General features: G+C 59.7%; 21 protein-coding genes and 1 pseudogene. 10 read left to right on the forward strand and 12 right to left on the reverse strand.

Features of this window, described 5'->3' with window-relative positions:
- Window positions 1–76: 76 nt before the first annotated feature.
- From EXZ61_RS20895 to EXZ61_RS20905, 3 genes are read right to left on the reverse strand one after another with little or no spacing between them, the layout of a single operon-like run.
- Window positions 77–736 carry a hypothetical protein gene (locus tag EXZ61_RS20895; protein ID WP_142813851.1) on the reverse strand — a complete coding sequence of 220 codons (660 nt, stop codon included), beginning with the start codon at window positions 734–736 and terminating at the stop codon, window positions 77–79.
- Entirely contained in the window at window positions 733–3,078 is a 2,346-nt protein-coding gene (locus tag EXZ61_RS20900; RefSeq protein ID WP_142813852.1) for a M23 family metallopeptidase, read from the reverse strand. The genes EXZ61_RS20895 and EXZ61_RS20900 overlap by 4 nt, the downstream gene beginning before the upstream one ends.
- 12 nt (window positions 3,079–3,090) lie before the next feature.
- Window positions 3,091–5,766: a type VI secretion system Vgr family protein gene (locus EXZ61_RS20905; protein WP_142813853.1), complete on the reverse strand. Its 2,676-nt coding sequence runs from the start codon at window positions 5,764–5,766 to the stop codon at window positions 3,091–3,093.
- Between the two features lie 620 nt (window positions 5,767–6,386).
- Here EXZ61_RS20905 and creD point away from each other — a divergent pair.
- Complete coding sequence (gene creD / locus EXZ61_RS20910; protein ID WP_142813854.1) at window positions 6,387–7,706, forward strand: cell envelope integrity protein CreD; 1,320 nt, start codon at window positions 6,387–6,389, stop codon at window positions 7,704–7,706.
- A 51-nt stretch (window positions 7,707–7,757) separates the two neighbouring features.
- On the opposite strand, the gene EXZ61_RS20915 is transcribed toward creD, so the two are convergent.
- Together EXZ61_RS20915 and alr are read right to left on the reverse strand one after the other, a co-directional pair.
- The gene (locus EXZ61_RS20915; protein WP_142813855.1) at window positions 7,758–8,966 is read right to left on the reverse strand and encodes an HD-GYP domain-containing protein; all 1,209 of its coding nucleotides are present in this window, start codon (window positions 8,964–8,966) and stop codon (window positions 7,758–7,760) included.
- A complete protein-coding gene (gene alr, locus EXZ61_RS20920) occupies window positions 8,963–10,087 on the reverse strand; it encodes an alanine racemase (protein WP_142813856.1) in 1,125 nt (374 codons plus the stop codon). The genes EXZ61_RS20915 and alr overlap by 4 nt, the downstream gene beginning before the upstream one ends.
- 126 nt (window positions 10,088–10,213) lie before the next feature.
- Between alr and lplT the strand changes: the two genes are divergently transcribed.
- Entirely contained in the window at window positions 10,214–11,497 is a 1,284-nt protein-coding gene (lplT, locus tag EXZ61_RS20925) for a lysophospholipid transporter LplT (protein ID WP_142813857.1), read from the forward strand.
- Complete coding sequence (locus tag EXZ61_RS20930; protein ID WP_142813858.1) at window positions 11,490–12,377, forward strand: DMT family transporter; 888 nt, start codon at window positions 11,490–11,492, stop codon at window positions 12,375–12,377. The genes lplT and EXZ61_RS20930 overlap by 8 nt, the downstream gene beginning before the upstream one ends.
- A 13-nt stretch (window positions 12,378–12,390) precedes the next feature.
- Here the strand turns inward: EXZ61_RS20930 and EXZ61_RS20935 are convergent, their stop codons facing one another.
- Window positions 12,391–13,599: a GGDEF domain-containing protein gene (locus EXZ61_RS20935; protein ID WP_142813859.1), complete on the reverse strand. Its 1,209-nt coding sequence runs from the start codon at window positions 13,597–13,599 to the stop codon at window positions 12,391–12,393.
- A gap of 148 nt (window positions 13,600–13,747) precedes the next feature.
- Here EXZ61_RS20935 and EXZ61_RS20940 point away from each other — a divergent pair, with 148 nt between their 5' ends.
- Window positions 13,748–14,233 (forward strand): glutathione peroxidase, encoded by a 486-nt coding sequence (locus EXZ61_RS20940; protein WP_142813860.1) that lies wholly within the window; start codon window positions 13,748–13,750, stop codon window positions 14,231–14,233.
- Window positions 14,234–14,271: 38 nt separating this feature from the next.
- Here EXZ61_RS20940 and glcF read toward each other — a convergent pair whose 3' ends face one another.
- The 6 genes from glcF to glnK all read right to left on the reverse strand — a co-directional run bounded on the left by glcF (window position 14,272) and on the right by glnK (window position 20,621).
- Window positions 14,272–15,516, reverse strand: a complete 1,245-nt coding sequence (gene glcF, locus EXZ61_RS20945; RefSeq protein WP_142813861.1) for a glycolate oxidase subunit GlcF — start codon at window positions 15,514–15,516, stop codon at window positions 14,272–14,274.
- Window positions 15,517–15,530: 14 nt separating this feature from the next.
- Complete coding sequence (gene glcE, locus EXZ61_RS20950) at window positions 15,531–16,700, reverse strand: glycolate oxidase subunit GlcE (RefSeq protein WP_237219027.1); 1,170 nt, start codon at window positions 16,698–16,700, stop codon at window positions 15,531–15,533.
- A 79-nt stretch (window positions 16,701–16,779) separates the two neighbouring features.
- Window positions 16,780–17,700 carry an SMP-30/gluconolactonase/LRE family protein gene (locus EXZ61_RS20955; protein ID WP_142813862.1) on the reverse strand — a complete coding sequence of 307 codons (921 nt, stop codon included), beginning with the start codon at window positions 17,698–17,700 and terminating at the stop codon, window positions 16,780–16,782.
- Window positions 17,697–18,620: an aldose 1-epimerase gene (locus EXZ61_RS20960; protein WP_142813863.1), complete on the reverse strand. Its 924-nt coding sequence runs from the start codon at window positions 18,618–18,620 to the stop codon at window positions 17,697–17,699. Before EXZ61_RS20960 ends, EXZ61_RS20955 begins: the two co-directional genes overlap by 4 nt.
- Before the next feature lie 95 nt (window positions 18,621–18,715).
- Window positions 18,716–20,263: an ammonium transporter gene (locus EXZ61_RS20965; protein ID WP_142813864.1), complete on the reverse strand. Its 1,548-nt coding sequence runs from the start codon at window positions 20,261–20,263 to the stop codon at window positions 18,716–18,718.
- Window positions 20,264–20,282: 19 nt separating this feature from the next.
- Window positions 20,283–20,621 carry a P-II family nitrogen regulator gene (gene glnK, locus EXZ61_RS20970; RefSeq protein WP_142813865.1) on the reverse strand — a complete coding sequence of 113 codons (339 nt, stop codon included), beginning with the start codon at window positions 20,619–20,621 and terminating at the stop codon, window positions 20,283–20,285.
- Between the two features lie 251 nt (window positions 20,622–20,872).
- Here glnK and EXZ61_RS20975 point away from each other — a divergent pair.
- From EXZ61_RS20975 to EXZ61_RS22645, 6 genes and pseudogenes are all read left to right on the forward strand, one after another.
- Window positions 20,873–21,835: pseudogene (locus tag EXZ61_RS20975) on the forward strand (YifB family Mg chelatase-like AAA ATPase); the annotation flags it as partial.
- A 418-nt stretch (window positions 21,836–22,253) separates the two neighbouring features.
- Complete coding sequence (locus EXZ61_RS20980) at window positions 22,254–22,556, forward strand: hypothetical protein (RefSeq protein WP_142813867.1); 303 nt, start codon at window positions 22,254–22,256, stop codon at window positions 22,554–22,556.
- A gap of 148 nt (window positions 22,557–22,704) precedes the next feature.
- A complete protein-coding gene (locus tag EXZ61_RS20985; RefSeq protein WP_142813868.1) occupies window positions 22,705–23,088 on the forward strand; it encodes a hypothetical protein in 384 nt (127 codons plus the stop codon).
- A 226-nt stretch (window positions 23,089–23,314) separates the two neighbouring features.
- Window positions 23,315–23,581 carry a helix-turn-helix domain-containing protein gene (locus tag EXZ61_RS20990; RefSeq protein WP_142813869.1) on the forward strand — a complete coding sequence of 89 codons (267 nt, stop codon included), beginning with the start codon at window positions 23,315–23,317 and terminating at the stop codon, window positions 23,579–23,581.
- Window positions 23,578–23,970: a lecithin retinol acyltransferase family protein gene (locus tag EXZ61_RS22640; RefSeq protein WP_142813870.1), complete on the forward strand. Its 393-nt coding sequence runs from the start codon at window positions 23,578–23,580 to the stop codon at window positions 23,968–23,970. The genes EXZ61_RS20990 and EXZ61_RS22640 overlap by 4 nt, the downstream gene beginning before the upstream one ends.
- An 85-nt stretch (window positions 23,971–24,055) precedes the next feature.
- Window positions 24,056–24,595, forward strand: a complete 540-nt coding sequence (locus tag EXZ61_RS22645) for a thermonuclease family protein (RefSeq protein ID WP_425353633.1) — start codon at window positions 24,056–24,058, stop codon at window positions 24,593–24,595.
- Window positions 24,596–24,602: the final 7 nt, after the last annotated feature.

Genomic DNA, 24,602 nt, shown 5'->3' on the forward strand with positions numbered 1-24,602 from the left:
TTGTGTGCGGTGTGGTGTGTTTGCGATTAGTGGGATAGACGAGCACTGCTGAGCTCGATGCAATCGCTTGCACCACTTATTTGCCCGCTGCTTCGGTTGCAACATCGTTCAGGAATTCAATGCTGCGAATCATCTCTAGCGCGTAGGGGGTCAGGTCACCTTTTGGGCCGTCAGCCAGATAAGCCACAGTACCGTAGCCACACAGCGCTTTGGGTGGGTGAAACAAGCAAAAGCTCATGTTTCGGCGTCGCCCGCCTTCCTCTCCCGTAGTGTCGTCCGTGAGTTGCACGTAACCTCGTGAGTTAGCAGCCTGGATATTGACAACGCGAGTTGCCTTGTCGCCAATAACGCGCTCTTCAGGGGTTGGATTCCATGAGTTAAACCACCGCTCTAAATCCTTGACCCAGATCTTCTTTGACTTTTCATACCGGGCCCCAGAGTAGTTGGTAGGTGCCCCATCGGCATCCGGATCATCTTTGTCATAGCAGGTTAAATTGAATTCCAGTTCATTCAACATGGTCCGCCATCTTCTAGGAAGTGGATCGCCAATGGTGAACCCACCTTTGAACAATCTTGATAGCCCGCCATTAAGGGGAGTCAAGTCGGGTAATTCCATACCGACATGGCAACCTGCATCAACTCTTGCAGTCACTTTTATCAATGGCAGTAGATTTGCATTTCCAGCCCACAGTGTTGGGGCTAGCACCAAAGAAGCTATTGCAAGTACGTACTTCATTGCGCCCGCCTCGGTATATATCCCTCTGGGTAGTCCAACGCTATGCCAGTACCACTTGCAAACCTCATCTCCGTCAACACCGCCAGCGCCACGCCGTAGGCACTGCAACGGGCATCAAAGCCGTTAATTCCGGCGTAGTTGATGTTATCCACCGCACCCGGCAAGTTGACCGAGGCCGAGACTTTCCAGAACGTGGGGCTGCGGTAGTACACCTTGTCGCCCTTGGACTGGCCGTTGCTGTCCACGATGGCAACACTGCGGCGCTCCAGTACGTGCTGGCCGTCGGCATGCTTGATCATCAGTGCTGCCCAATAGAAGCCCGCGCTGTCTGAGGGTGCTAACTTTTCTTCGGGCAACTCAGACCTAGCACCACCGTTCACTTGCGAACGCCAGTCTTTGATTTCTTGTGTCACCTGGGGGAAGTACGCATCATCGAGCAGCTTCTGTGCTCGTTTGGCCGTGTTCTTGTACATGTCGTCATAGGTGTTCTTGAGCTGGGTGTCCAAGGCCACGTCAAGCTTACGACCGCGCCAGCGCCAGTATGCAAAGTAGTTACCCGGCGATGTCAGTTGCAAAAAGCCTCGTCCGAACCACGGCTCGTACCACAGGCTACTTCCCGCATTCTCTTGCAAGCTACTCAACCAGTTCGACTCCTGTACTGCGTTGCCAAAGAAGCTGGCCATGCGCAGAGGAGTGTGGATGCCGTACTTGCGCAGGGTGCGATTCATCGGGATGCGGTGGTTGGCGATCAACCCACTTTCTAAGTTTTGATCGGAAACGTTGACTTTCTCCCAAAACACTCCCGGATGCCTGCCACCTTGGGTATCTTTCCATTGCCCGCTACGCACCGCATAACTGGGCAGCAGTTGTGTGAACTCACTCTTACTCAACCAGCCACACCTACGCATCTGCTCAATGAACTCCAAGGGATGCAAATGCCACTGCGCATCCTTGTAGGCTTGCGGCAAGTCCGTCATGGTCAGCGCCTTGATGTGTGCTGACAGCTTTTTCCAGTTCTCCCCGGTAGCGTCGCTCTTGAAGTAGTCCTCCTCCTTGATGTGCCCATAGCGCGCTTCAAAGTCGCCTTGGTCAAACTCCGTGGGGAACTTGCAGATGGCTTTGCGCAGCTTGTGCGCAATCGCCGCTTTGCTGGTTTGCTCAAACAGGCGTGTGGGCTTGGCCCGTGCCTCTTGCTTGGCCTGCGCCCCTTCTATCTCGCTCGTCAGAAGGGTCTTGAGTTTGGCACTGTCACAGCGCTGGTCGGTGGTGCGGGTGTCATCGCCTATGCAATTCCAGCCTAGCACCGATGGGAAGTCTGCATCGCTGAATTTGTAGCTGCCAGTGGCGTTCAGGTCTGCCCACACCTCGCCTGCGGGTGTCACTATCTTTCTCCAGTGGGCTGCGTTAGTGGGTAGCGGGTCTTTGTCGGTGGCTGCATCCCCCCAGCCTAGGTTGCGCCCAAAGCGCAAGAGTTCGTACCAGCCGCTGGGGCTGCTGCTGGCCTTGTCTGCCGCTGGCAGGCTGTTGTGGCGGGTGTTAGCTTCCTGGTACAGCTTGTATTCGGCTTCTGTGTCGCTGCGCGGGCTGCCGATAGGCGCGCCCTGCACCGTGTAGCTGGTAAGCGTTGCATTGCCTGCGTAGCTGATTTGCACCCATTGGGCTGTGCCCAAGGTTTGCGCGGCTGCGCTTTGCAGGTGCTGGGTGGGCACCGTGCTTTGTACCGGTGTGCTCTGTGGCAGGTAGATGTAGGTGCTGCCGAACACCGCATCGGTGCGGCCATCTTTGCTGGGGGCGGCATCCGCGTTGGGCCAGGTGGAGGGGTCTTGCCCGAGCAGCTTTTTGAGGTTGTCGTCGTTCAAACAAATCTCAAAGTGCATGTGCCCAGGCTGGGCATAGATGTGGCCGGGCTTGCCTAGGCTGTCTTTGCGGTACACCTTGTCGCCTGCTTTGAGGCTTTTGTTGATCGCACTGAGATGGGCGTACACGCTGTAGTAGGTAATGGCAGTGGGCGTATTGCCACTGGCGCCGATTTCGGTGGTGTGCTCCAAGATGAGCATGCCTTTATCAGTCCACTCCGGGCCACTGCCAAAGGCGGCGTAGTTTTGGGGGTGGTCTTTGTCGGAGCTGGGCTGGGCATCGGGTGGGCTGAGGTAAATCACTTTGCCGTCAGCAATAGCGCGCACTTCAACATAGCTGCTGTTTTCTTGCGGTGCAATCAGGTGCTGGCCGTTGTGCCATTCCAGGTGGGACGTAACCGGGTACTGACCCGTGAACGCCAATTGAATGTTTGGGTTGTTGTCTTGCGGGGTGCCGGACTTTAAGAAGGGAGGGCTAATCAACATGAGGGACTTTCTTTATGCGGAGAAACTGCGTTTGGCGGCGGGTGTGCCAGTGGGCAATTCCGGCATGCTCACACTCCCCGCCTTGCCCGGTGCCAGCCCGTGGTAGGCCGCATGCGCCACATGGCTGCCGGCTGTTTGGCTGTGGATGCCGGCTGCACTCCACACCGTTTGGCTGCCGCCGCCGTTGATGACCAGCCGCTCTTTGGCCATGATGCTGACCCGGTTGGCGGTGACGGTGATGTCCAGCTTGGAGAGCAGGTTCAAGCTCTTTTGCAGGGCTTGGATGTCGATGTCTGCTTTGGCGCTTACCAGTTTGATGCCGCTGTGCTTGGGGTCTTTCTTGCCTTTGCCGTAGGCAAACAGTTTGATGGCTTCTTTGGCACTCACCAGCCAACTCTTGGCGGTAGACGTGCTCACAAGGCCCCCCGCGCTGATGGCGTGGTGCGCCTGGCTGTGCTGGTGCGTGCTGCCTGCGGTGGTGCTCTCAATACCGGCTGGGCTTGTCAGCACCAAGTGAGGCTCTGCCAGTTCGGGGTGCACTCCTTCTTTACCTTTGATGGCCTCGTTTTGCACTTGCAGTGCACTGGCAACTTCACCTTGATCAGCCCCCTCCCCCGCGTCTTGCGCCTGGTGCTGAGCGGCCAAGTTCCCCAAGCTGTGGTGTTGCTCTTGCGCTTGGCTTAGGCGCGCAGCGGTTTCGCTCAGGGCTTTGACATGGCCTTGGGCGTTGGGCCTGCCTTCCGTGCTGATGAGCAGGCCGTCTTGGGCGCGGAGGACGCCGTGGCCATCCGTGCGCAGCTCAAAGCCTTCGCCCCGGTGTTCTTGACGGCCTGCCCTGCTCTCTATGCGGGTGATGTGGCCTAGGCTCAAGCTGCTGTGCTGATGGTCGCTTTTGGCTTGCACCTGGATTTGCTCTGCGGTGTCGTCCAAGAGCACATGGTTGCTTCTTCCTGCGGCGGCGTTGCCTTGGCCGGCTGTGAGTTCCCTGCTGCGGATGCCAGAGAGGGCCTGTTGGCCGGGCAGCTCCCAGGGCGGCTGGTTGTTCTGGTTGTAGACAGCCGCGATCACGATGGGTTTGTCCGGGTCTCCGCCTTCAAAGCTCACCAGCACTTCTTGCCCTATGCGGGGAATATGGATGGCACCTAGCTGGTTGCCCGCCCAAGGGCTTACCACCCGCACCCAGCAGCTGCTGCGTTGGTCGCGCGCGTCATGCCTATCCCAGGGGAAGTGCACCTTGATGCGGCTGAGGTAGTCGGTGTGGTGGTTGGCCCCTGCGGGGCCGACTACCAAGGCGCTCAAGGGGCCGGGGATCAGGGGTTTGCTCTGTGTGCCGTCAGGGCGCAGGGCGATGGTGCTGGGCTGGACCTCGAATTCGGTGTGGACGCGCCATTTTCCTTGGGGGGTGTCTTGGGTGTTGTTGCTACCTGTTTTGTGCTCACTCGGGTTTTCTATATCGAGTGTGGTGTGCAAGACGATGTATTCGGTGTTGGCGCTGGTCTGGGGGTGCTCGGCCAGGGTGAAGCTGCTGCCGGGCACGATGCCGCGGATGTGGCCGGCTCCCCGCGCACGCAAGGCACCTTGGCGCAGGGCTTGCAGGCGCAAGCGGGCCAGGTGTTGGCCTTGGGGTTCGGTTTGGTTGGCGGCGTCGGCTCCTGCTCCGGCCCCGGCGTTGGGTTGGCTGTAGTCGGAGGAAGAGAGGGAGGTGTTTGCTCCACCACCCACCCCGCTATTAGCTCCCCGCCAGAGGTAGATCTGGTGGGCCGGGTGATTGCCTGCATGGTCGCTGCTGGCTTGCACCGCCAGGCTGGCTTGGGGGCGGGTGTAGTCGTAGTCGGCACTGGCGTAGGCGCTGGCAGTCAGGCGCTGCACCGGGCTGAAGCGGTGGATGTACTCGCGGTCGGTCTTGTGCCCCAGCGGGTAGTAGGGGATGGTGTGGTAGGGGTTGAGGCCGGGATCAGCGCTGTTTTGTTGCAGGTCTTGTTGCCGGATTTGGAAGGCACCGTTGTGGTCGCTCCAGATGAGACGGTGGGCCTCGCCGCTGTGCTCGAAGTGGTAGTTGATGCCCCACTCTTGCATGAGCCGGGTGATGAATTGCAGGTCGGTTTCGTTGTACTGCACGCAGTAGTCGCGCACGGGGTAGTTCTCAATGAGCCTTTTGGTACTGGGCTGGGGGTAGTTGGCCAGCACGTGTTCGATCACGTCGACCGGGCTCATGTCTTGGAAGACTTTGCAGTCGCTCTTGAGCCGGGCCTGGGCTAGCCAGGGCTCCAGGGTGAGTTGGTAGACGCGCTGGCGTGGGGTCTCTTGCACGAGGGTGGCTGCGGTGATGAGGGCGCTGATTTGGCGCGCTCCGCTGCCTTGGTGGGGGGTGGCGAGTTGGCCCTTGACGACCCCACCGATGCTGCCCGCCTCAAACGTGCCCATGCCTTCGAGCTGGATGTGGCAGCTAATGGCCTGGCCCATGAGGGCTTGGAGGTCCAGCTCTACCAGGCCACCCGGGACCGAGGTGTCCGGGGTTTGCAGGGTGAGTTGGTAGCGAAAGAGTTGGTTGATGCCTTCGTGGCCTTCCAAGCGCACGGCTTGAAGTTGGGCGTGACCGGCTTGGGCCTCTAGGCTGGCGCTGCTAATGGTGAGGATGCGCTCTGCGGGGATGAGGGTGGTGAGGCTGGTGAGACTGGGGGTGGGCATAGCTTAGCTCCGTGGCTTATCCGTGGTGGACCGGGCCAAGGTTGCGCAAGTGAATGCGCGTTGAGTCGTTCGTTGCATCGTTAGCCCCTTCATTCAAATACCGCACGCGGTAAAAAGTAGCCACCGCCCTCGCGCCGCCCGCTGGTGATGATTCCGATGGTTTTGGCCTTGAGGCTGCCTTGCAGCAAACCTAGGTCTTCATCGCGCATCACCGGATGCAGGTCGCAGCGGTTCTGTCGCAATCAGCCATTGTGAGGAAGCTAACGGCGTGTCTTTGTAAAAACGGCTTTGCAATTGCTGTTGAGTGCTTTGCTATGTGTGCGCCCGCTGGTACGCAGCTTGCCCCTTGCGCTTTGGCCATTTGGAAGAAATGATGCAAGCGCGTGGCGACTTGGGACGACGGATCAGGGGCGAGCTGTCTTCAGAACTACCCGTTAGCGCCGGTTGCTAGAGTTTTGATAGCTGCTTGCGCAATATCCATGGGCATCAGTAGCACTTTTGGACATGATTTCAGAAAATCAGAGCTTCACACGCACTTCACACCGTCCACACAGGCAGCGCACATTGCGTTCACCACGGCTGCGGACACTGCCAGCTCCATGACCGAATAGGAGTTGAGAGTGAAAAATGCATTGCTGATGAAGGGGCTGCTGGTGTCTTTGCTGGCGCTGATTTTGTGGGTGCCGCTGAGCATGATTGAGCACACCATTGAGGAGCGCACCCGCTACCGCGCGGAGGCGGTCAACGCCATTGCAGCCAGTTCTGCGGGTGAGCAAAAGCTGTGGGGGCCTGTGCTCACGGTGCAGGTGGAAGAGGAGTTTGACGAAGAGATTTCCGGCTGGACGCCGGTGAATGGCAAGAAGGGCTACGCCCGGCGCAGCCGCTCGCACGTGATCACTGTGCAGCCCGAGTCGGTGGACTTTCAGGGCAGCATGGTGGTGGAGAAGCGTGCCTTTGGTCTGTACAGCACGCCGGTTTATGAGTTGCACGCGGTGCTGAGCGGCCAGTTTGTGACCCCCAGTGTGCGTGCCTTGCCTGCACTGGGCCCCAACGCCACGCTGAAGTGGGGCGTGCCCGTGCTGTCGGTGGGCGTGGCAGACACGCGTGGCATCTCTGGTGCACCCAAGGTGTTGCTCGCCAACCGGGAGTTGAGCACGGCGCGTGGCAGCGTGGCGGAGGCATTCAAAACAGGGTTTCACGCCTCAGGCCCCACGGCAGTTGACGGCAACCCTACGGCGCTGACGTTTAGCGTGGACATGCAGCTGGCCGGTACCAGCGCGTTTGGCTTTGTGCCCACCGGCGAGGTGTCTACTGCCACGCTGTCGGGCAACTGGCCGCACCCGAGCTTTGGTGGCGACTTTTTGCCGCGCAGCCGCACCTTGGACAAAAACACATTTACCGCGCAGTGGGGTACTACCGCTTTGGCGTCCACCGGTGTGGCAGACAGTACCCATGAGGCGCGCGGCTTTCAGGTCAAGCTGATTGAGCCGGTGGACGTGTACCAGCAAGCCATGCGCTCGGTGAAGTACGGCTTTTTGTTCATTGCGCTGAGCTTTGCGAGCTTCTTCTTGTTTGAGCAGATCAAGCAGTTGCGCATCCACCCCATCCAGTACGCCTTGGTGGGCTTGGCACAGGCGGTGTTTTTCTTGCTGCTGACCAGCTTGTCGGAGCACTTGTCGTTTGCAGCGGCTTACGGCGCAGCGGCGGTGGCCTCTGTGGGCTTGGTGGGAACTTACCTAGCCTCAGTGCTGCGCAGCACGCCGCGCGCCATGGGGTTTGGTGCCGCCATGGCCACGCTGTATGGCGCGCTCTATGGCATTTTGCAGTCCGAGCAGAACGCCTTGTTGCTGGGCTCAGTCTTGCTGTTCTTGGTGTTGGCAGCGTTCATGCTGGGCACACGCCGGGTGGACTGGTATGGCGCAGGGGCTGAACGCAGCTAAAGCGGCTAGGGGGTGACGCCGCTCCCAAGCGTGCAGTGGGTCTAAGGCTGTTTAACGCGGGATAGCCGCGCGGGCTTTGCGCACTTTTTCCAGGCTAACCATGACGCGCACTTTTTCAAAGCTCAGGGGCTTTTCAATGGCGAAGGCGGGGTTGGAAGTGTCTTTGCACACATACTTTTCCAAGGGTATGCCGTCTTTGCCCACGATGCTGACCACCCACGGGGTGTTGGCACGGGCACCGCGTTGCACGGCCACGGCGGTTTCGCCGTTGACCAGCTGCACATAAGTGCCGGGCGGATAAAAGCCCACCGCCTGGGCCATGGCGGAGCCCACGCCTATGGCATCGCCCTGAGCGCCCACGATCATGGAGCGCACGGCAGTCACTGGCAACATGGGCGAGCGGGTTTTGCGCGCGGCCATTTTGGCTACGAATCCGTCGGTCATGGCCAGAATGCGGCGGCTCGATAGCGTTTGGGGAAGCCCCTCGTTCGACTGGGCCGTGTGGTGCCAACGCACAATATCAAGTTGGTTTTCGTCATCGATGCCAAAGCCACGCAAGATCTCGACGCTTTTCTCAGAGTGGTCGCGGATGATTTCACGTTGCGACTCGGACGGGGCCGTGCTTTGACGTGCCAAGCGGTCTTGGTCGCGGGCCATGCCAATGTTCATGGTGAGTGCGGTGCGCAACAGCACATGGCTTTGCTCAGGGTCTAGGCCCAGCTTATTTGCGGTGAGGTTGCACACCACTGCGCACAAGAGCGCGTGGGTAGCGCAATACCCCAGCGTGTCATCCGCCAGGGCTTGAAACAGACAAAACAGGCTTTCGTCCACGTCCGCCTGCAACAGATCGAACACCTTTTTCTCGATACCTACCAAACGTGGAATCGGATTGATGGCCAAGCCGCACTGGTACAAGATGCCACGCAAGACTTCTTGCATATCGAGCCAGCCGCCCTTGACCTCGGCATCGACCACGCGGTCGATCTCGGGGATGTCGGTGGGCATATAAAGACGGGCGATTTCTTGCACGTCAGCGCCCTCACGCAAGAGCATGCGCACCGTGCGCTCATAGCTGCGTTGCCAGGCCAGTGCGTCGGCCAAAGTGGATGACGCGTTGTGTGCGCGCAGCTTCTCGCGGTCTTCTTCAGTGTCGACGGACTGGCCTTTTTTCAGCAAAAGCTTGCCCGACGCACTCCACACGTCCACGGGCAGTGGCTTGCCAAGCTCAAGCAGCGCGACTGGGATAGGGAAGAATTTCAATCTGTAACCTCCACGGGCACTCTTTGCGCCAAACCACACATCAATTCGTAACCAACTGTACCCGCAGATGCCGCCACCTCATCTATCGATAACACTACCGAGTTGGCCGCACGGCCCCACAGGGTGACCACGCTGCCCATTTGGGCCTGTGGCACGGGGTCCAAGTCCACGGTAATCATGTCCATGCTGACGCGCCCCACCGTGCGCGTGCGCGTGCCATCCACCAAGACGGGTGTACCTGTTGGGCAAATGCGAGGATAACCGTCTGCATAGCCACATGCAACGACCCCGATACGCATGGGCTTATCGGCTACAAAGCTAGAGCCATAACCCACAGTGTCGCCCACCGATAGGTCTTGTGTAGCTATGATTTTTGCAGCAAGTGTCATCGTGGGTTGCAAGCCCCAATCCGCCGCGGTGTGGAGCGGATAGTCAGGTGCACTGCCATAGGTGGCAATTCCGGGGCGCACCCAGTCGGAGGCGACCAGGGTCTGGGCTTGTGCGGCCACGTGCTGCGCGTCCAGCGTGTGGCGCAAGGTGGCAGCGCTGTTGCTCAGCGTGCGCTCGCCAGGCAAATCGTGGGTGATGGCGGCAAAGGTAGCCATTTGCGCTTGCACGCCCTTGGGGCCATCGGCATCGCTGAAGTGGGTCATGAGGGTGATCTCGTCGACCTGTGGCAAGGCATTGAGACGGCTCCACGCCGAGCGGTAGTGCTCAGGCCGGAAACCTAGGCGGTTCATGCCCGAGTTCATTTTGAGAAACACCCGCATAGGCACCGTGGTTTTGTGCGCCGCCAGCATGTCGATCTGGGCATCGCAGTGCACGGTGTGCCACAGGTCAAGGCGCGAACACAACTCTAAATCGCGCAACTCAAACACCCCCTCCAGCAGCAAAATAGGCCCGCGCCAGCCCAAGGCTCGCACGCGTTGCGCCTCTGCCAAGTCCAACAAGGCAAAACCGTCAGCGCTGCGCAAGCCTTCAAACGCACGCTCTATGCCGTGTCCGTATGCGTTGGCTTTGACCACCGCCCATACGCGGGCGTCGGGTGCCGCGAGGCGTAATCGCTGCAGGTTCTGGCGAAGCGCTTGGGTGTGAATCGTGGCGAGTATGGGACGCGGCATGGGCGATAGGGTCTCTGAAGTTGAACGTAGATTTTGACACTGGGGGCGTGCTATAACCGCAGCAGATTTGAAGTCCCACCATAAAACCCAAAGCATTAGGCCTACTAATGCGCGCCAGATTGATCCATGAAACGCGGCTTTTTTACCATCATGTCAGCGCAGTTTTTCAGCTCGCTGGCCGACAACGCGCTGTTTCTGGCCGCGCTTCAACTCTTAAAGACCGCAGGTGCCCCGAGCTGGCAGCAAGCCGCTTTGGTGCCTATTTTTGCGCTGTTTTATGTGGTGTTAGCGCCTTTTGTGGGGGCCATAGCCGACGCGTACCCCAAAGGTAAGGTCATGCTGTTTAGCAACTCGATCAAGGTGATCGGTTGCCTGATGATGTTGTTTGGCACCCACCCCTTGATGGCGTACTCCATTGTGGGCTTGGGCGCTGCGGCCTACTCTCCAGCAAAGTACGGCATCTTGACCGAGCTTTTGCCAGCGTCGCAATTGGTCAAGGCCAATGGCTGGATTGAAGGACTGACCATTGCCTCCATCATCTTGGGTGTGCTGCTGGGAGGGCAGTTGGTCGGGCCGAGCATTTCGACCTGGTTGCTGTCGTTTAACTTTCCGTTCTTGGATACCGGCGTTGACACACCGGCCGAAGCGGCCATTGCGGTGCTGATCTCCCTCTATCTCTTGGCGGCTTGGTTTAACACCCGTATTCCTCTGACCGGTGTGCCCATGCGGGCCTTGCCGCGCAACATTGCGAGTTTGCTGCCCGACTTCTGGAACTGCAATATGCGCCTGTGGCGCGACCGCTTGGGCCAGATCTCGCTCAGCACGACCACCTTGTTCTGGGGCGTGAGTGGGAACCTGCGCTATATCGTGCTGGCCTGGGCGGCCGCCGCTTTGGGCTACAACTACACACAAGGTTCCGCCTTGGTAGGCGTGGTGGCCGTGGGCACCGCAATTGGTGCGGTGGCCGCCTCGATGCGTTTGCGACTGCACCAAGCCGTGCACTTGCTACCCCTGGGCATTGCCATGGGCGTACTGGTGATATTGCTCAACTTCATTGACAACGTGTGGCTGGCGGCACCGTTTTTGGTGCTCTTAGGCGGCTTGGGCGGGTTTTTGGTGGTGCCTATGAATGCATTGCTGCAGCACCGTGGCCACAACCTCATGGGGGCGGGGCGGTCGATTGCGGTCCAAAACTTCAATGAGCAAGCCTGCATCTTGGGCTTGGGGGCGGTGTTTACCTTCTCCACACGTTTTGGCCTCTCGGCGTTCGGTGCCATTACGCTGTTTGGTGTGATCGTGGCCGGCTTCATGTGGCTGATCAAACGCTGGCATGCACGCAATTGCCGTGAACACAGTGCAGAGGTAGAACACCTGCTAGCCATCGCGCGCAACGACAACCTGCATGGCTAAGCTGCTGGCCGCGTTGGGCCTGGTGGCCAACGCGTTTGCTTGGGGCGTCTCGTGGTGGCCATTTCGCGAGTTGCAGGCCTTGGGCGTGCATCCGCTATGGGCGACCGCTCTCATTTACTGCATTGCTTTGGTTTCACTTGCCGTTGTGCGACCGCGCGCTTGGCAGCCCATGCTGAAGACGCCTTTGCTGTGGTGCTTGCTGCTGAGTGCGGGGCTCACCAACGTGGGATTCAACTGGGCGGTGACCGTGGGCGACGTGGTGCGCGTGGTGCTCTTGTTCTACCTCATGCCTGCATGGGTGGTGCTATTGGCGTGGCCCATCTTGGGCGAACGCCCAAGCGCCGCATCGGTAGGACGCTTGTTGCTCGCATTGCTAGGTGTAGTCATCGTGCTCAAAAAGCCTGGCACCGATTGGCCTGTGCCTGAGAGCTTGCCCGACTGGTTGGCATTGATGGGCGGGTTCAGCTTTGCCCTGACCAATGTGCTCTTGCGTAAGCTGCACGCTGCGCCCCCAGCCGCCCACATGCTGGCCATGTTCGGAGGTGGCGCAGTCATGGCAACCTTGGCTGCGGTGCTGGGCTTGCAAACCGGCATGGTGAGCGCACTGCCCAGCTTGGCTGGTCCTTGGCTACTGTGGCTCTGCGGCATGGCTGTGTTGATTTTGGCGGGCAATCTGGGCCTGCAGTACGGCGCCTCGCGGCTACCGGCCAATGTGACTTCGATCGTCATGCTGACGGAAATCGTGTTTGCCAGCGTGTCGGCGGTGCTGCTGGGTGCTGCCCAATGGGACGCCCGCACGCTGCTGGGTGGCGGTCTGGTGGTAATGGCTGCGCTGCTGTCAGCGCTGCCCAGTGCCAACGACAAGGCTTTGCACAGTTAACACCTGAGATCGTTTACGCAAGCCTTGCCAACGCACAAAATTCCACGCGGTTACGTCCAGCTTGCTTGGCAGCGTACAGGCCACGATCAGCGGCGGCGTACAGCGTGTCGAGCGATGCTGTGGCACCCAGGGGTAGGCAAGTCACCCCCATGCTCGCAGTTGCACGCACGGTGAATTCTCCGGCCTGCAAGGCACTGGCTTCAATGGCTTGGCGCAAGTTTTCAGCAAACGTCATAGCCCCTTCCACCGTGGTGTTGGGGAGCAGCGCAATGAACTCTTCACCGCCAAAGCGGGCCGCCACATCCACGCTGCGGCCCATTTTTTGCACAATGGCTGCAACATGCACTAATACGTGGTCACCTACCGGGTGGCCATACTGGTCGTTGATTCTTTTGAAAAAATCCAAATCCACCATCACCACGCTGGTGGGGCAGGGGTAACGGGCGGCGCGGGCTAGCTCTTGCTCGGCCAAACGCGAGAACTCGCGTCGGTTGAACAATCCGGTCAGCGGGTCGTGCGTGGCCAGGTATTCCAAGGCTGTTTGTTTGTCGGCCAAGGCTTTTTGGGCCGTGGCAACTTCTTGGCGCAACAAAGTGGCCACCACGTACTGACGCCACACCACATACGACACCACCGCGCTGATGATGAACACCAAACGGGCATCCCCACGCGTTTGGGCCAGCATCTCTGCATTGGGCTGGGTGTGCGCCAACGCAAAGTACAACCCAATATACGCGCCGCCAAACAGCAGCACCGCAAAGCGCGGACGCATGAGCGACATCATGCCCACCACCAGGCAAATGAGCACAAAGGGCGTGCTGTTTTTGAGCACCCATTGGTCCAGCACCATAAGCCCGCAGGCAAACGCCAAGGCAGTGGCACACACCAGCATTTGCAGAGCGAAGCCCCACCGTGCGCTCGCCCGGGGATGCCTTACGGCGCGGTGACTGAAAAAGCCCAGCAGGGCCATCAGGCACGCCATGGCCGCGTGCAATAGGCCAATACCCATGGTCCACGCGTAAGGTGCTGGGCCCAGCGCCACATCGGCATGGGTAAGAAACTGGACGGCGTACAACACGTTGATCACCAAGGTGACCATGGCAAACACGCGAAAGCGCCGCAACGACTCCAAGGTGGCTTCGGGCTGAATCGCTTGGTATTGCTGCAGGGTGCTGCGCAGCCTGTCCCGCAATGCCTGCAGTGTCAGCGTGGTGCGAATCATTGGCCCCTGTGGAGTGCTGTGGTGGCGCAATACTGCCAGCTTTCACGCCGTATTCCAAGTGAATTTGCAGCATTCAACCGCACTGCGCCAAGGGGCAGCGCGGCAGTGCGACACTCGGAGCAACTTCTGAACTTTGAAAGGCTCACCTATGTCTACCGTGTACGACTTTGACGCATTGCAAATTGATGGCAAAAAAGTGGCGCTCAAAAAGTTCAAGGGCAAGCCCATGCTCATCGTCAATACGGCCAGCGCCTGTGGCTTTACCCCGCAGTTTGCCGGGCTAGAGACGCTGCACCAAGGCTATGGCCCCAAGGGCTTGGTGGTGCTGGGTTTTCCGTGCAACCAGTTTGGCGCACAAGACAGCGGCAGCAATGACGAGATTGCCGACTTTTGCCAGCTGAACTACGGCGTCACATTTCCGATGATGGAAAAGATTGAGGTCAACGGCAGCAACGCCCACCCGCTGTACCAGTGGCTGTGCAAAGAAGCGCCTGGGCTCATGGGCAGCACCTCGATCAAATGGAACTTCACCAAATTTCTGGTGGGCAAAGACGGCCAAGTGCTCAAGCGCTACGCCCCCACCGACACGCCCGAGAGCATGGCCAGCGACATTGAGGCGGCGCTGGCGGCCTAAGCGTCTGGCCGCCTAAGCGCAATATGGGGTGGGAGGCTTTAGCCTGCTAAGGCAGCGTCGAGCACCTCAACCCAATGCTTCACCGGCGTGCTGCTGCCGCTTTGCAAGTGGGTGATGCAGCCAATGTTGGCGCTGATGATGACCTCGTCAGCCTGCGCGGCCAAATGGCCTAACTTGCGGTCGCGCAGCTGGTAAGCCAGGTCGGGGTTCAACACCGAGTAGGTACCGGCAGAGCCACAGCACAGGTACGACTCGCTGGCCGCCACCCGCACCGCAAACCCCAGGGCCGCCATGTGCGTCTCCACCCCACCGCGCAGTTTCTGGCCATGCTGCAAGGTGCAGGGCGGATGAAACACCAAGCGCGGCGCGCCGGCGGCCTGCACGCGCGCTTGCAAACTGGGCACCAGCCCCGGCAGCAGTTCACTGAGGTCTTTGCACAGCGCACTGACCCGCGCTGCCTTGGCGGCATAGGCCGGGTCGGCGTGCAGCAAATGGCCGTAGTCTTTGACGGTGACCCCGCAGCCCGAGGCGTTCATGACGATCGCCTCCACGCCCGTGCTGCCTGGCGCTTGCGGATCGATGTGCGGCCACCAGGCATCGATGTTGGCGCGCATATGGTCCAAGCCGCCGGCTTGGTCGTTCAAATGGAACTTCACCGCGCCGCAGCACCCGGCGGACTCGGGCACCACCACGCTGATGCCGGCGGCATCGAGCACGCGCGCCGTGGCGCTGTTGATGTTGGGGGCCATAGAGGGCTGCGCGCAGCCCGCCAGCATGAGCACTTTGCGGCCATGGGTGGAGCTGGGCCAGCGGCCTGCGTCTTGGCGCGCGGGCACTTTGTTTTTCAGACTGCTGGGCAGCAGGGGGCGCACCATTTGGCCCAACTGCATGGCGGGGCCAAACAGGGGTGAGGGCAAGCCTTCTTTCAAGGCCCAGCGCACCGCGCGCTCACCGAGTGGGCGGGGCACCTTGGCGTCTACCAGCTTGCGGCCAATGTCGAGCAAGTGGCCATACTCCACGCCCGAGGGGCAGGTGCTTTCACAGTTGCGGCAGGTGAGGCATCGGTCCAAGTGCGTTTGCGTGGCGCGCGTGGGGGCCTGCCCCTCCAGCACTTGCTTCATGAGGTAGATGCGGCCGCGCGGACCGTCTAGCTCGTCACCCAGCAGTTGGTAGGTGGGGCAGGTGGCGGTACAAAAACCGCAGTGCACGCACTTGCGCAGAATGGCCTGCGCGGCCTCGCCATCGGCGGTGTTTTGGTATTCGGGGGCAAGCTGGGTTTGCATGGTGGGGCGTGGGCTTAAAAGTCTGCAAACAAACGGCCGGGGTTGAACACGCCGTGGGGGTCAAAGCTGGCCTTCAAGGCACGGGAAATGCCCATTTCAGCCACATTTTTAGAGGCAAATTGGTCTTCTGCGCCCATGAATACTGGGTTAGCAGCTACAAATTGCATAGCATTTCCACCCTGCTGCGTGGCCCACGCTTGGAGCGGGCTTGCGGCTTCAGGCCGCACCCACACCCAGCGCAAGCCGCCATGCCACTCCACCAGCTGCGCACCATCCCATGGCAAAACGGGCGCGGTTTGCGGCACGCTCACACGCCACAAGGCGTGCTCCGGCGAAGGGCGTTCGAAGAAGGCGGCCGTTTGGTTGCGCACGGCGGCCCACTGCGCATCAGCAACGGTGGCGTCTAGGCGTTGGCCGGGGATTTGGGCGAGCAGCTGGGTGCACGCCGCCTCCACCGCAGCCACTGCGCCAGCCAAGCGCAGGTGCAAGGTACCTGCCGGTGCTGCATTCGCACCGTGCACGCCCTCTGCGGTCTGCCAGCGGCTGGCATTCAAGGGCAAGGGCTGGGCGCCCCAGCGGTGCAACTGTTCTAAGGCGGCCGTCTGATCCATGTCAAAGACCAGTGTGGCGTGCGCCGGTGCCACGGGCAGCACTTTCAGGGACACCGAAGTAATCAGCCCCAAAGTGCCCATAGCCCCCACCATCAAGCGCGAGACGTCATAGCCCGCCACGTTTTTCATCACCTGCCCGCCAAAGGTCAAGTGTTCACCACGGCCGTTGACCATTTCTAGGCCCAGCACGTAGTCGCGCACGCCCCCTGCGTTGGCACGGGCTGGGCCTGCCAGGCCTGCGGCCACCATGCCGCCGACGGTGGCCTGCGACGTGGCATCCCGTGCTTGTGACCAGCGAAAGTGGGGCGGCTCAAAGGGCAAGCATTGCCCATGCTCTGCCAGCAGGGCCTCGAGCTCATGCAGGGGGGTGCCCGCTCCCACGGTCACCACCAGCTCGCTGGGCGCATAGGCCAGCACGCCCGACAGCACGTGGGTGTCTAGCACCACGCCTTTCAGTGTGTTGCCGTAGAAGTCTTTGGTGCCGCCACCGCGAATGCGCAGTGGCGTCTTGGCCGCCACTGCGTCTTGAATTTGCTGTCGAATAAGGGCGAGCCCGGAGTCCATGGTGTGCATGGGCCAAATGGTAAGCGGGCTACCGGTCTCAGAGTGCATCGGCCGGCGTGAATTTTTTGAACGCAAGCCCTGCAGAAATTTAATCCACGAAGCTGTTCACAGGCAGCCCAGCCACATCCATGGCCATGGCAAACACTGCGCCGGACTGCGGAAACTGGGCCAACTCAGCGGCGCTACGGCCGTGTCGGGCGGTGGTCACGAACAGGGTTTTCATGTCAGGCCCACCAAAGCAAGGCATGGTGGGGCACTGGGCGGGCGTGGGGTACTCGGCCAGCAAACGGCCGTCGGGCGCGAACTTGCAGATGCGCCGCCCTTCAAACATGGCGGCGTAGTAGTTGCCTTGCACATCCACGGTGGCACCGTCGGGGCGGCCTGCATAGCTTGTGTCTTCAAAAGTCCAGCCTGCGGGTTTGGGCGCGTGGTCTTTGAAGCTGCGGTGCTGGCTCAGGGTGTTGGCCTGCACATCAAAGTCCCAAGCATGGGTGATGTGGTTGGGGGTGTCCGACCAGTAGGTGGTGCGGCCGTCCACACTCCAGGCCAAACCATTGCCGGTGAGCGCGTCGCCCGCGTGGCGCACCACCTGCGGAGTACGCCCGCCACGGCAGTCGATGGAATACAGGGCGGCTGCCCGCTTGGCTTTGGGCTCGTCAATGGTGCTGACCCAAAAGCGGCCTAGGGCGTCGCACTTGCCGTCGTTCGCGCGCACGGTAGCGGGGTCATAGTCCAGCGTGGCCATGGGCTCCAAAGCGCCGCCCCATTGGCGCGCCCTAAAGATGCCGTGGCGCAGCGCCACGACCAAACCGCCACTGGCGGCAGGGGCAATACAGCCGGGCTCGCTGGGCATGTCCCACACCTGCACGGCAGCGCCTGCGCCTGCACTGCGCAACAGCTTTTTGCCGGGGATGTCCACCCAGTAGAGCTGTTGCTCTTGGGGGTGCCAAAAGGGCGACTCGCCTAACGCGTAGCAGTCAGGGCTGAAAGTTTGCCAAGGGTTGGTCATGCAAAGCGCTCCACATCTATCGTCATGTCACAAGAAAAGGTTTCGCCGGGCTGCAGCACACGCACCCCCAACGACTCAGGGCTCACGCCCAGCTGCGCAGCCAAGGCCAGCGCGTTGTTCACGTGGCTCACCGGCTCAACGGCAATATTGTCCCGCTCAGGGTTGGTAAAGACCACCACATAGCCAAGGCCCGAGCGCACGGTGGTTCGCATCAAAGCATCGGTCAGCACCACCGTGCCGTCCCAGCCGTCGAAGCAATGGTCGACCGTGAGGGCTGCAAAGTCGGTATCCAAGCCGGGGTGGGCGATGCGGTGGGTGGGGAGCTTGTCATCCCCCATTTCCCAGCGGCCTGTGGTGCCCATTTGCACCCGCATACCGGGGCGCTTGGCAAAGTAAGGGTGCCAGCCCAACCCCACGGGGGCGGGTGCGTGGGACTGGTTGGTCAAGCTCAAGCTCATCTCCAAACCCGTGGCGCTGAGTTTGAAGGCCTGCGAGGCATCCAAGTCAAACGGCCAAGCGGCGTCGGCTTTGTGCTCCAGCGACAAAAGCGCCAGCTGCGGGCCCGACTCCAGCACCTGCCAAGGCCGCTCCCAGCCAATGCCGTGGATGGTGTGCGGCTCGGGCGCAAAGTTCTTGACCAGCGGGTGGCCAGTGCCCGCCCACTGCAGCTGCCCGTAGCCCACGCGGTTAGAAAACGGCACCAATGGGAAACTGGCCGAATCCCGCACCGAATGCATGCTGGCGCCCGCCACCGAGCGCAAGACAGGGACCTCACCCCACCACAAGCCCGCGACCGATCCGCCTAAAGCAGGTTTGATTTCGCAACGCAGCGCGTCGCACTGCAGGGTGAGCAAGTCGGTCATGGCGTGGGCCTCGGAGTGAGTGGGTGGGAGCGCATTGTGCACTGCGTGCGTGACCATAAAAAAACCCGGCGAGAACCTAAGTTCTGCCGGGCCAAAGTCACAACACCACTTGTTGTTGGGGTAGCAAGCGCACCGTGGTGCGCTGCTGAAGATTAACGGTTGTAAGCGGTCTCGCCGTGGGAAGAGATGTCCAGGCCTTCGCGCTCGTCTTCTTCGCTGACACGCAGACCGATGGTCTTGTCCACGATGAAGTAAGCCACGATAGACACCACGCCAGACCACAACACGGTCAAGCCTACCGCCTTGGCTTGCACCAAGACTTGGGCTGCGATGGAGTAATCCGCAGCAGTCACCATGGTGGCAGTCACCCAGTCAGCCACGTAGCCAGGGCCACCCAAGGATGGGCTATTAAACACGCCAGTCAGCAAAGCACCCAAGATGCCGCATACGCCATGCACGCCAAACACGTCCAAGGTGTCGTCTGCGCCCAGCATTTTCTTCAGGCCAGTCACGCCCCACAGGCCAGCAAAACCGGAGATCAGGCCGATGGCCAAAGCACCGCCGACGCCCACGTTGCCTGCGGCAGGCGTGATAGCCACCAAGCCAGCCACCGCACCAGAGGCCGCGCCCAACATAGAGGCTTTGCCCTTGAGCAATGCTTCACCCAAGCACCAGGTCAACACGGCTGCAGCGGTAGCACCAAAGGTGTTGATGAAGGCCAAGGCTGCAAAGCCGTTCGCTTCCAACGCAGAACCTGCGTTAAAGCCAAACCAGCCTACCCACAGCAAGGACGCACCCACCATGGTCAATGTCAGGCTGTGAGGAGCCATGGACTCTTTGCCGTAACCCACGCGCTTGCCGATGAAGTAGGCACCGACCAAGCCAGCCACCGCTGCGTTGATGTGCACCACGGTGCCGCCGGCGAAGTCCAGAGCGCCCCACTGCCAGATCAAACCAGCTTTGCCAGTCATAGCGTCCACCACTTCTTTGCCGGTGTAAGCGTCAGGTCCCATCCAGAACCAGACCATGTGGGCCATAGGAGCGTAGGAGAACGTGAACCACAAAACCATGAAAGCCAGTACCGCAGAGAACTTGATGCGCTCGGCGAACGAGCCCACGATCAGCGCACAGGTGATACCCGCAAAAGTCGCTTGAAAGGCGGCAAACACGATTTCAGGAATCACCACACCCTTGGAGAAGGTGGCTGCATTGGCAAACGTGCCGGCTGCGTTGTCCCAAATGCCTTTCATGAACAAGCGGTCTAGCCCACCAATGAAGGCATTGCCCTCGGTAAACGCCAAGCTGTAGCCGTAGATGAACCACAGCACCACGATCATGGAGAAGGTGACCATGACCTGCATGAGCACCGACAGCATGTTCTTGCTGCGGACCAAGCCGCCGTAGAACAAAGCCAGACCAGGCACGGTCATCAAAATCACCAAGATGGTGGACACCATCATCCACGCCGTGTCGCCTTTGTTGGGCACCAGGGCAGGGGCTGCAGGCGCGGCTTCTGCGGCAGCGGGCGCAGCAGCGGGGGCTGCGGCATCTGCTGGTTTCGCTTCTGGAGCAGGAGCCGCCATTGCTGCGGGAGCCGCAGCTTCGGTGGCGGCAGGGGCAGCGGCGGTTTGGGCATGGACCCAAGTGGCAGCACCCAGCAGGCTTAAGCCCAGTGTGAGGGAGAGGAGAAGTTTTTTCATGGAAGTACTCTCTTGCGGTTTAGAGTGCGTCGTTGCCGGTTTCGCCGGTGCGAATGCGTACAACTTGTTCCAAGTTGTAGACAAAAATCTTGCCGTCACCGATCTTGCCGGTGCGGGCTGCACCTTCGATGGCTTCGATGACGCGGTCTACCAAGGCTTCGTCGACCGCTGCTTCAATCTTGACCTTGGGCAGGAAGTCGACCACATACTCAGCGCCGCGGTACAGCTCGGTATGTCCTTTTTGACGACCAAAGCCTTTGACTTCAGTCACGGTGATGCCTTGTACACCGATGTCCGACAGGGCCTCGCGCACCTCGTCGAGCTTGAACGGTTTGATGATGGCCGTTACGAGTTTCATGTGTTCACCTCAGCTTGATTACGTTGGTTTTGCAGGTGCCGGGGCTGGCTTTCCTGTTTCTCCTGAATGCGGGAGATACACCCATAAAGCATGCTCCGTGCCAACCTTGTAGGCCAGATGGATGACAGGCTTGTGAACCTAAAACCCGGTGACTGCGTTAAGATAACTGTATGAATAACCAGTTCGCACCATAACAGTGCTACGCCGCGCGGTGCACAAGACACAGGCGCACCAAGTTGGGAGAACCGGAAATGAGCTTATCTTTGGTGCGTAGTCGCGCATTGCTGGGGCTTGAAGCCACAGAAGTGACCGTTGAGGTGCATTTGGCCAATGGTTTGCCCAGCTTTACCTTGGTGGGTTTGGCCGATGTCGAGGTGAAAGAAGCCCGTGAGCGCGTGCGCTGCGCCATTCAGAACTCGGGGCTGGAGTTTCCGAACAACAAGCGCATCACCGTCAACCTAGCGCCCGCCGACCTGCCCAAAGACTCGGGGCGGCTGGACCTGCCCATTGCCTTGGGTATTTTGGCGGCCAGCGGCGCCATAGAAGGCCACCGTTTGGCGGACTACGAGTTTGCAGGCGAGTTGTCGCTGTCCGGTGCTTTGCGCCCCATTCGTGGCGCACTGGCGATGGCCTTGGCTTTGCACCAAGGCAAGGTGGAAAGCAAGCTGGTACTCCCGCCCGAGAGTGCCCAAGAAGCAGCCTTGGTGCCGGGCGCGCAGGTTTACAGTGCCAAGCACCTGCTCGATGTAGTGCGCCATTTCAGCCCAGCGCCTGCTACTGTGGGCGAGCCCGGTGACCCAGCGCCTTCCGCAATTGCAGGCGATGTGCTCACCCCAGAAACGCTAGAAGACGAGGGCTGGTGTCGGGTGCTGGCCACTCCGGTAGTGCGCAAATCCCCGATCGCCGACATGGCCGACGTCAAAGGCCAGGCAGGCGCCAAGCGCGCCTTAGAAATTGCAGCGGCAGGCGGCCATAGCGTGCTGCTCATGGGGCCACCGGGGTCTGGCAAATCCATGCTGGCGCAACGTTTTGCGGGTTTGCTCCCGGAGATGAGCACCGACGAGGCGCTGGAAAGTGCGGCCATTGGCAGCTTGAGCGGGAGGTTCTCTATTGAAACTTGGGGGCAACGGCCCACGTGTGCACCACACCACTCCGCCAGCGCCGTGGCTCTAGTAGGTGGAGGCTCACCGCCCAGACCCGGTGAAATCTCGCTGGTGGTTACGAACAATAAAGTCCTGGCCTGTGACAATAAGTTCTGTTCTGGTGCTTTTGAGACAAATAGTTCTGTCCCCAAGCCACCAAAAGCGGGCAAATGCGCTGACAAATAGTTCTGTCCTCCGTCTGACGCATCGGACTGCCCCCTAAATCCAGCAACCTACGCCCGCAAGCAGCCTTTTCCGCCTTGCGTTTCAAAAACTCGGTTTTGGGCATCAATGCCGGCGTTTTGGCGGTCTTCTGACAATAAGTTCTGCCCTAAAAACGTGAGTGACATTAAAGCTCTGTCCTAGAAACTTGAGCGCCTTTGAGGGCTGCGGTATTTGTGTGAGTAACGCGGTTTTCCACGGGCTTCGCGTCTGTACCACTGCATCGACCTATACCTATTAGGCAATTACGCCCTAAAAGGAAAAACAAATGTCTGAAACGAGAAAGAAGGATGAAGACCTCCAGGTTGGCGGCCCGGGGGGTGGCGAGTTCACTGGCTCAGTGAACGCGGAAATTGGTGACCTGAGAAAACTTAGCGAACTGCAAGGCGATAAGTACACCTTTGTTCAGTCTGTTGAAGACATTGAGCAGGTCACCAAGATTGTTGGTGCGGCTGACCCGGCAGTGACGGGTGCCGTGGTTCAAGCTGAAAACGGGGAGTTTTTGGAGATATGGCTCTCTGAGTCATCTCGACCATTTGAACTGGCAGCTGACTACACCCGGGTTCGCTGAGGTTTTAACAACTTGAAGCCCGCGCACGACCAATGTCGAGCGCGGGCTTTTTCTTGGCTCCATCCCGAACTCATGCTGGTTTTTGCGTCGTATGTACCTCTATACGGTTCTAGGCACATCAACGGGTTACACCCAGAAAGGAAACACCATGCCGAAAACCGTGAAATCTAACTCCCATGAGGACCAGTTGAGGCTCTACTCGGTCACGCTGCCCTGGCACCCCCGCGACCCCGAGTACGGTACGTACGAAAGTACGGCCTGGGCAACTGGTCCTGACGAGGCTAAGGCATTGGTTGCGCAGGAAATGGCTGAGAAATCCTATTCCGGTTGCGAAACGGATGCTGAGCGCAAGGCATGGGCTGAAGACCTGGTTTTCAACACATCCAGCCAGAGCTACGTTGCGCCTGTGACTGACCAGCTGCAGGCCTCGCTGCAAGAGCTCATGGCCGGCCCCGAGGGCAACCTCGACTCGCAGGCAAAGGAAGACTACGAGGCCATCCTTCGCTTGCTCAGCAAGCACGTGAAGCTCTAACCAGCGACACCCTTCAGCCCCGCATCCTGCGGGGCTTTTTCCTGGCTCCATCCCGAACTCAGGCTGGTTTTGGAGCCACGATTCTCAAGCTCTGGAGTCTCTACGCCACCTCGACCAATCGCACAAGCACCAGTCTTTTGGGCAAAAGACCTGGAAAGCCCAAAATCCTACAAAAAGTTACTCCAAAAACTAGACTAAAGATTAGTCATCTGTTATTGTCCTTCACATGAACAGCCAGCAAATACAAAAGCTCCGCACGGACTTGGGCCTTTCTCAGCCTGAATTCGCGCAGCTCTTTGGCGCTCATTCCATGACCGTCAGCAGATGGGAGCGTGATAAAGCTACGCCGACCCCCTACCAGCTCGCACTCATGCATCAGTTCCGCCAAACTGCCGACGTCAAAAAAGCTCAGGCCGAGGAAACCGTCAAGAACCTGCTGGTCGGTGCCGGGGTTGTTGCGGCACTTATCTGGTTGCTAGGAGCCAAGAAATGAACCCTTCTTTTTTTCCCCTGACCATCCACACCGCCGCCGTCATTTCGCGGGACAAGCTAAACGGTGGCGGCAGACACTTCGGCGTGCACTTTCCAGGTGGAGAGGTCGTGGACTTCCATCCCGCCGGCGTCCGATACACAACAATCCAGGGATTCTTGGAGGGCCGGGCGTGCAAGGTTGAACGGCTCATCCCCGCGGAAGAAGTCAGGCAGGCGCACTGGCGCGCTAGAACTGCTCCAGGGCAGGTCCGGCCCTACCACTTACTCGATTTCAACTGTGAGCACTTCGCTAACTTCATCGCGGGTGCGGCCAGACCGGAAAGCGCACAAATCACAGGCCTCGCGGTCCTAGGTCTCGTTGGACTCGTTTGTGCCCTGTTCAGCAGCTAGATTGAGGTCGATGTGCGAGGGGCCATCGCATCTTGAATGACGGGCGGATGCCTTGGATACCAAAGCATGGATGGATGTCTTGGTTATGAGATGGCACCTCGCTCTGTTATTCATTTTCGCGTTTGGTTGGGTCTCTCCGTCAGCGTTCGGCAGCGATTACAAGCACGAAATATGGACTACGACCTGCGACCAAACTAAGGGCTTCCACGACGGCGACACCCTGACATGTGTCAGCAACTCCGAGCGAGGTACGTTTGTCGTCAGATTCGCAGGCCTTGATGCGCCGGAAACCGGACAGGCTCACTGGCGAGTTGCTCGAGACAAGTTGCGCGAGATTGCGGCACCAGGAACGGTCGCTGAGTGCTACAAGACCGACCAATACGGACGGCAGGTTTGCCGACTAAGGTCCCCTCGGGGCAACGACCTCGCTGAAACGATGATTCGCGAAGGCATGGCCTGGCATGCGGTTAGGTTTGTAAGCGAACAGACGCCCGATGAGAGAGCGCTCTACGCCCACCTCGAAGGCGAGGCAAGGGCAACACAGAGAGGACTCTGGGCCCATCCCGACCCAATGCCGCCTAGCGAGTGTCGGCAACTTCGAAAGAAACACCAGAAGTGTCGTTAGCGGTTCG

It is taken from the genome of Rhodoferax aquaticus, assembly GCF_006974105.1.
GTDB lineage: Bacteria > Pseudomonadota > Gammaproteobacteria > Burkholderiales > Burkholderiaceae_C > Allorhodoferax > Allorhodoferax aquaticus_A.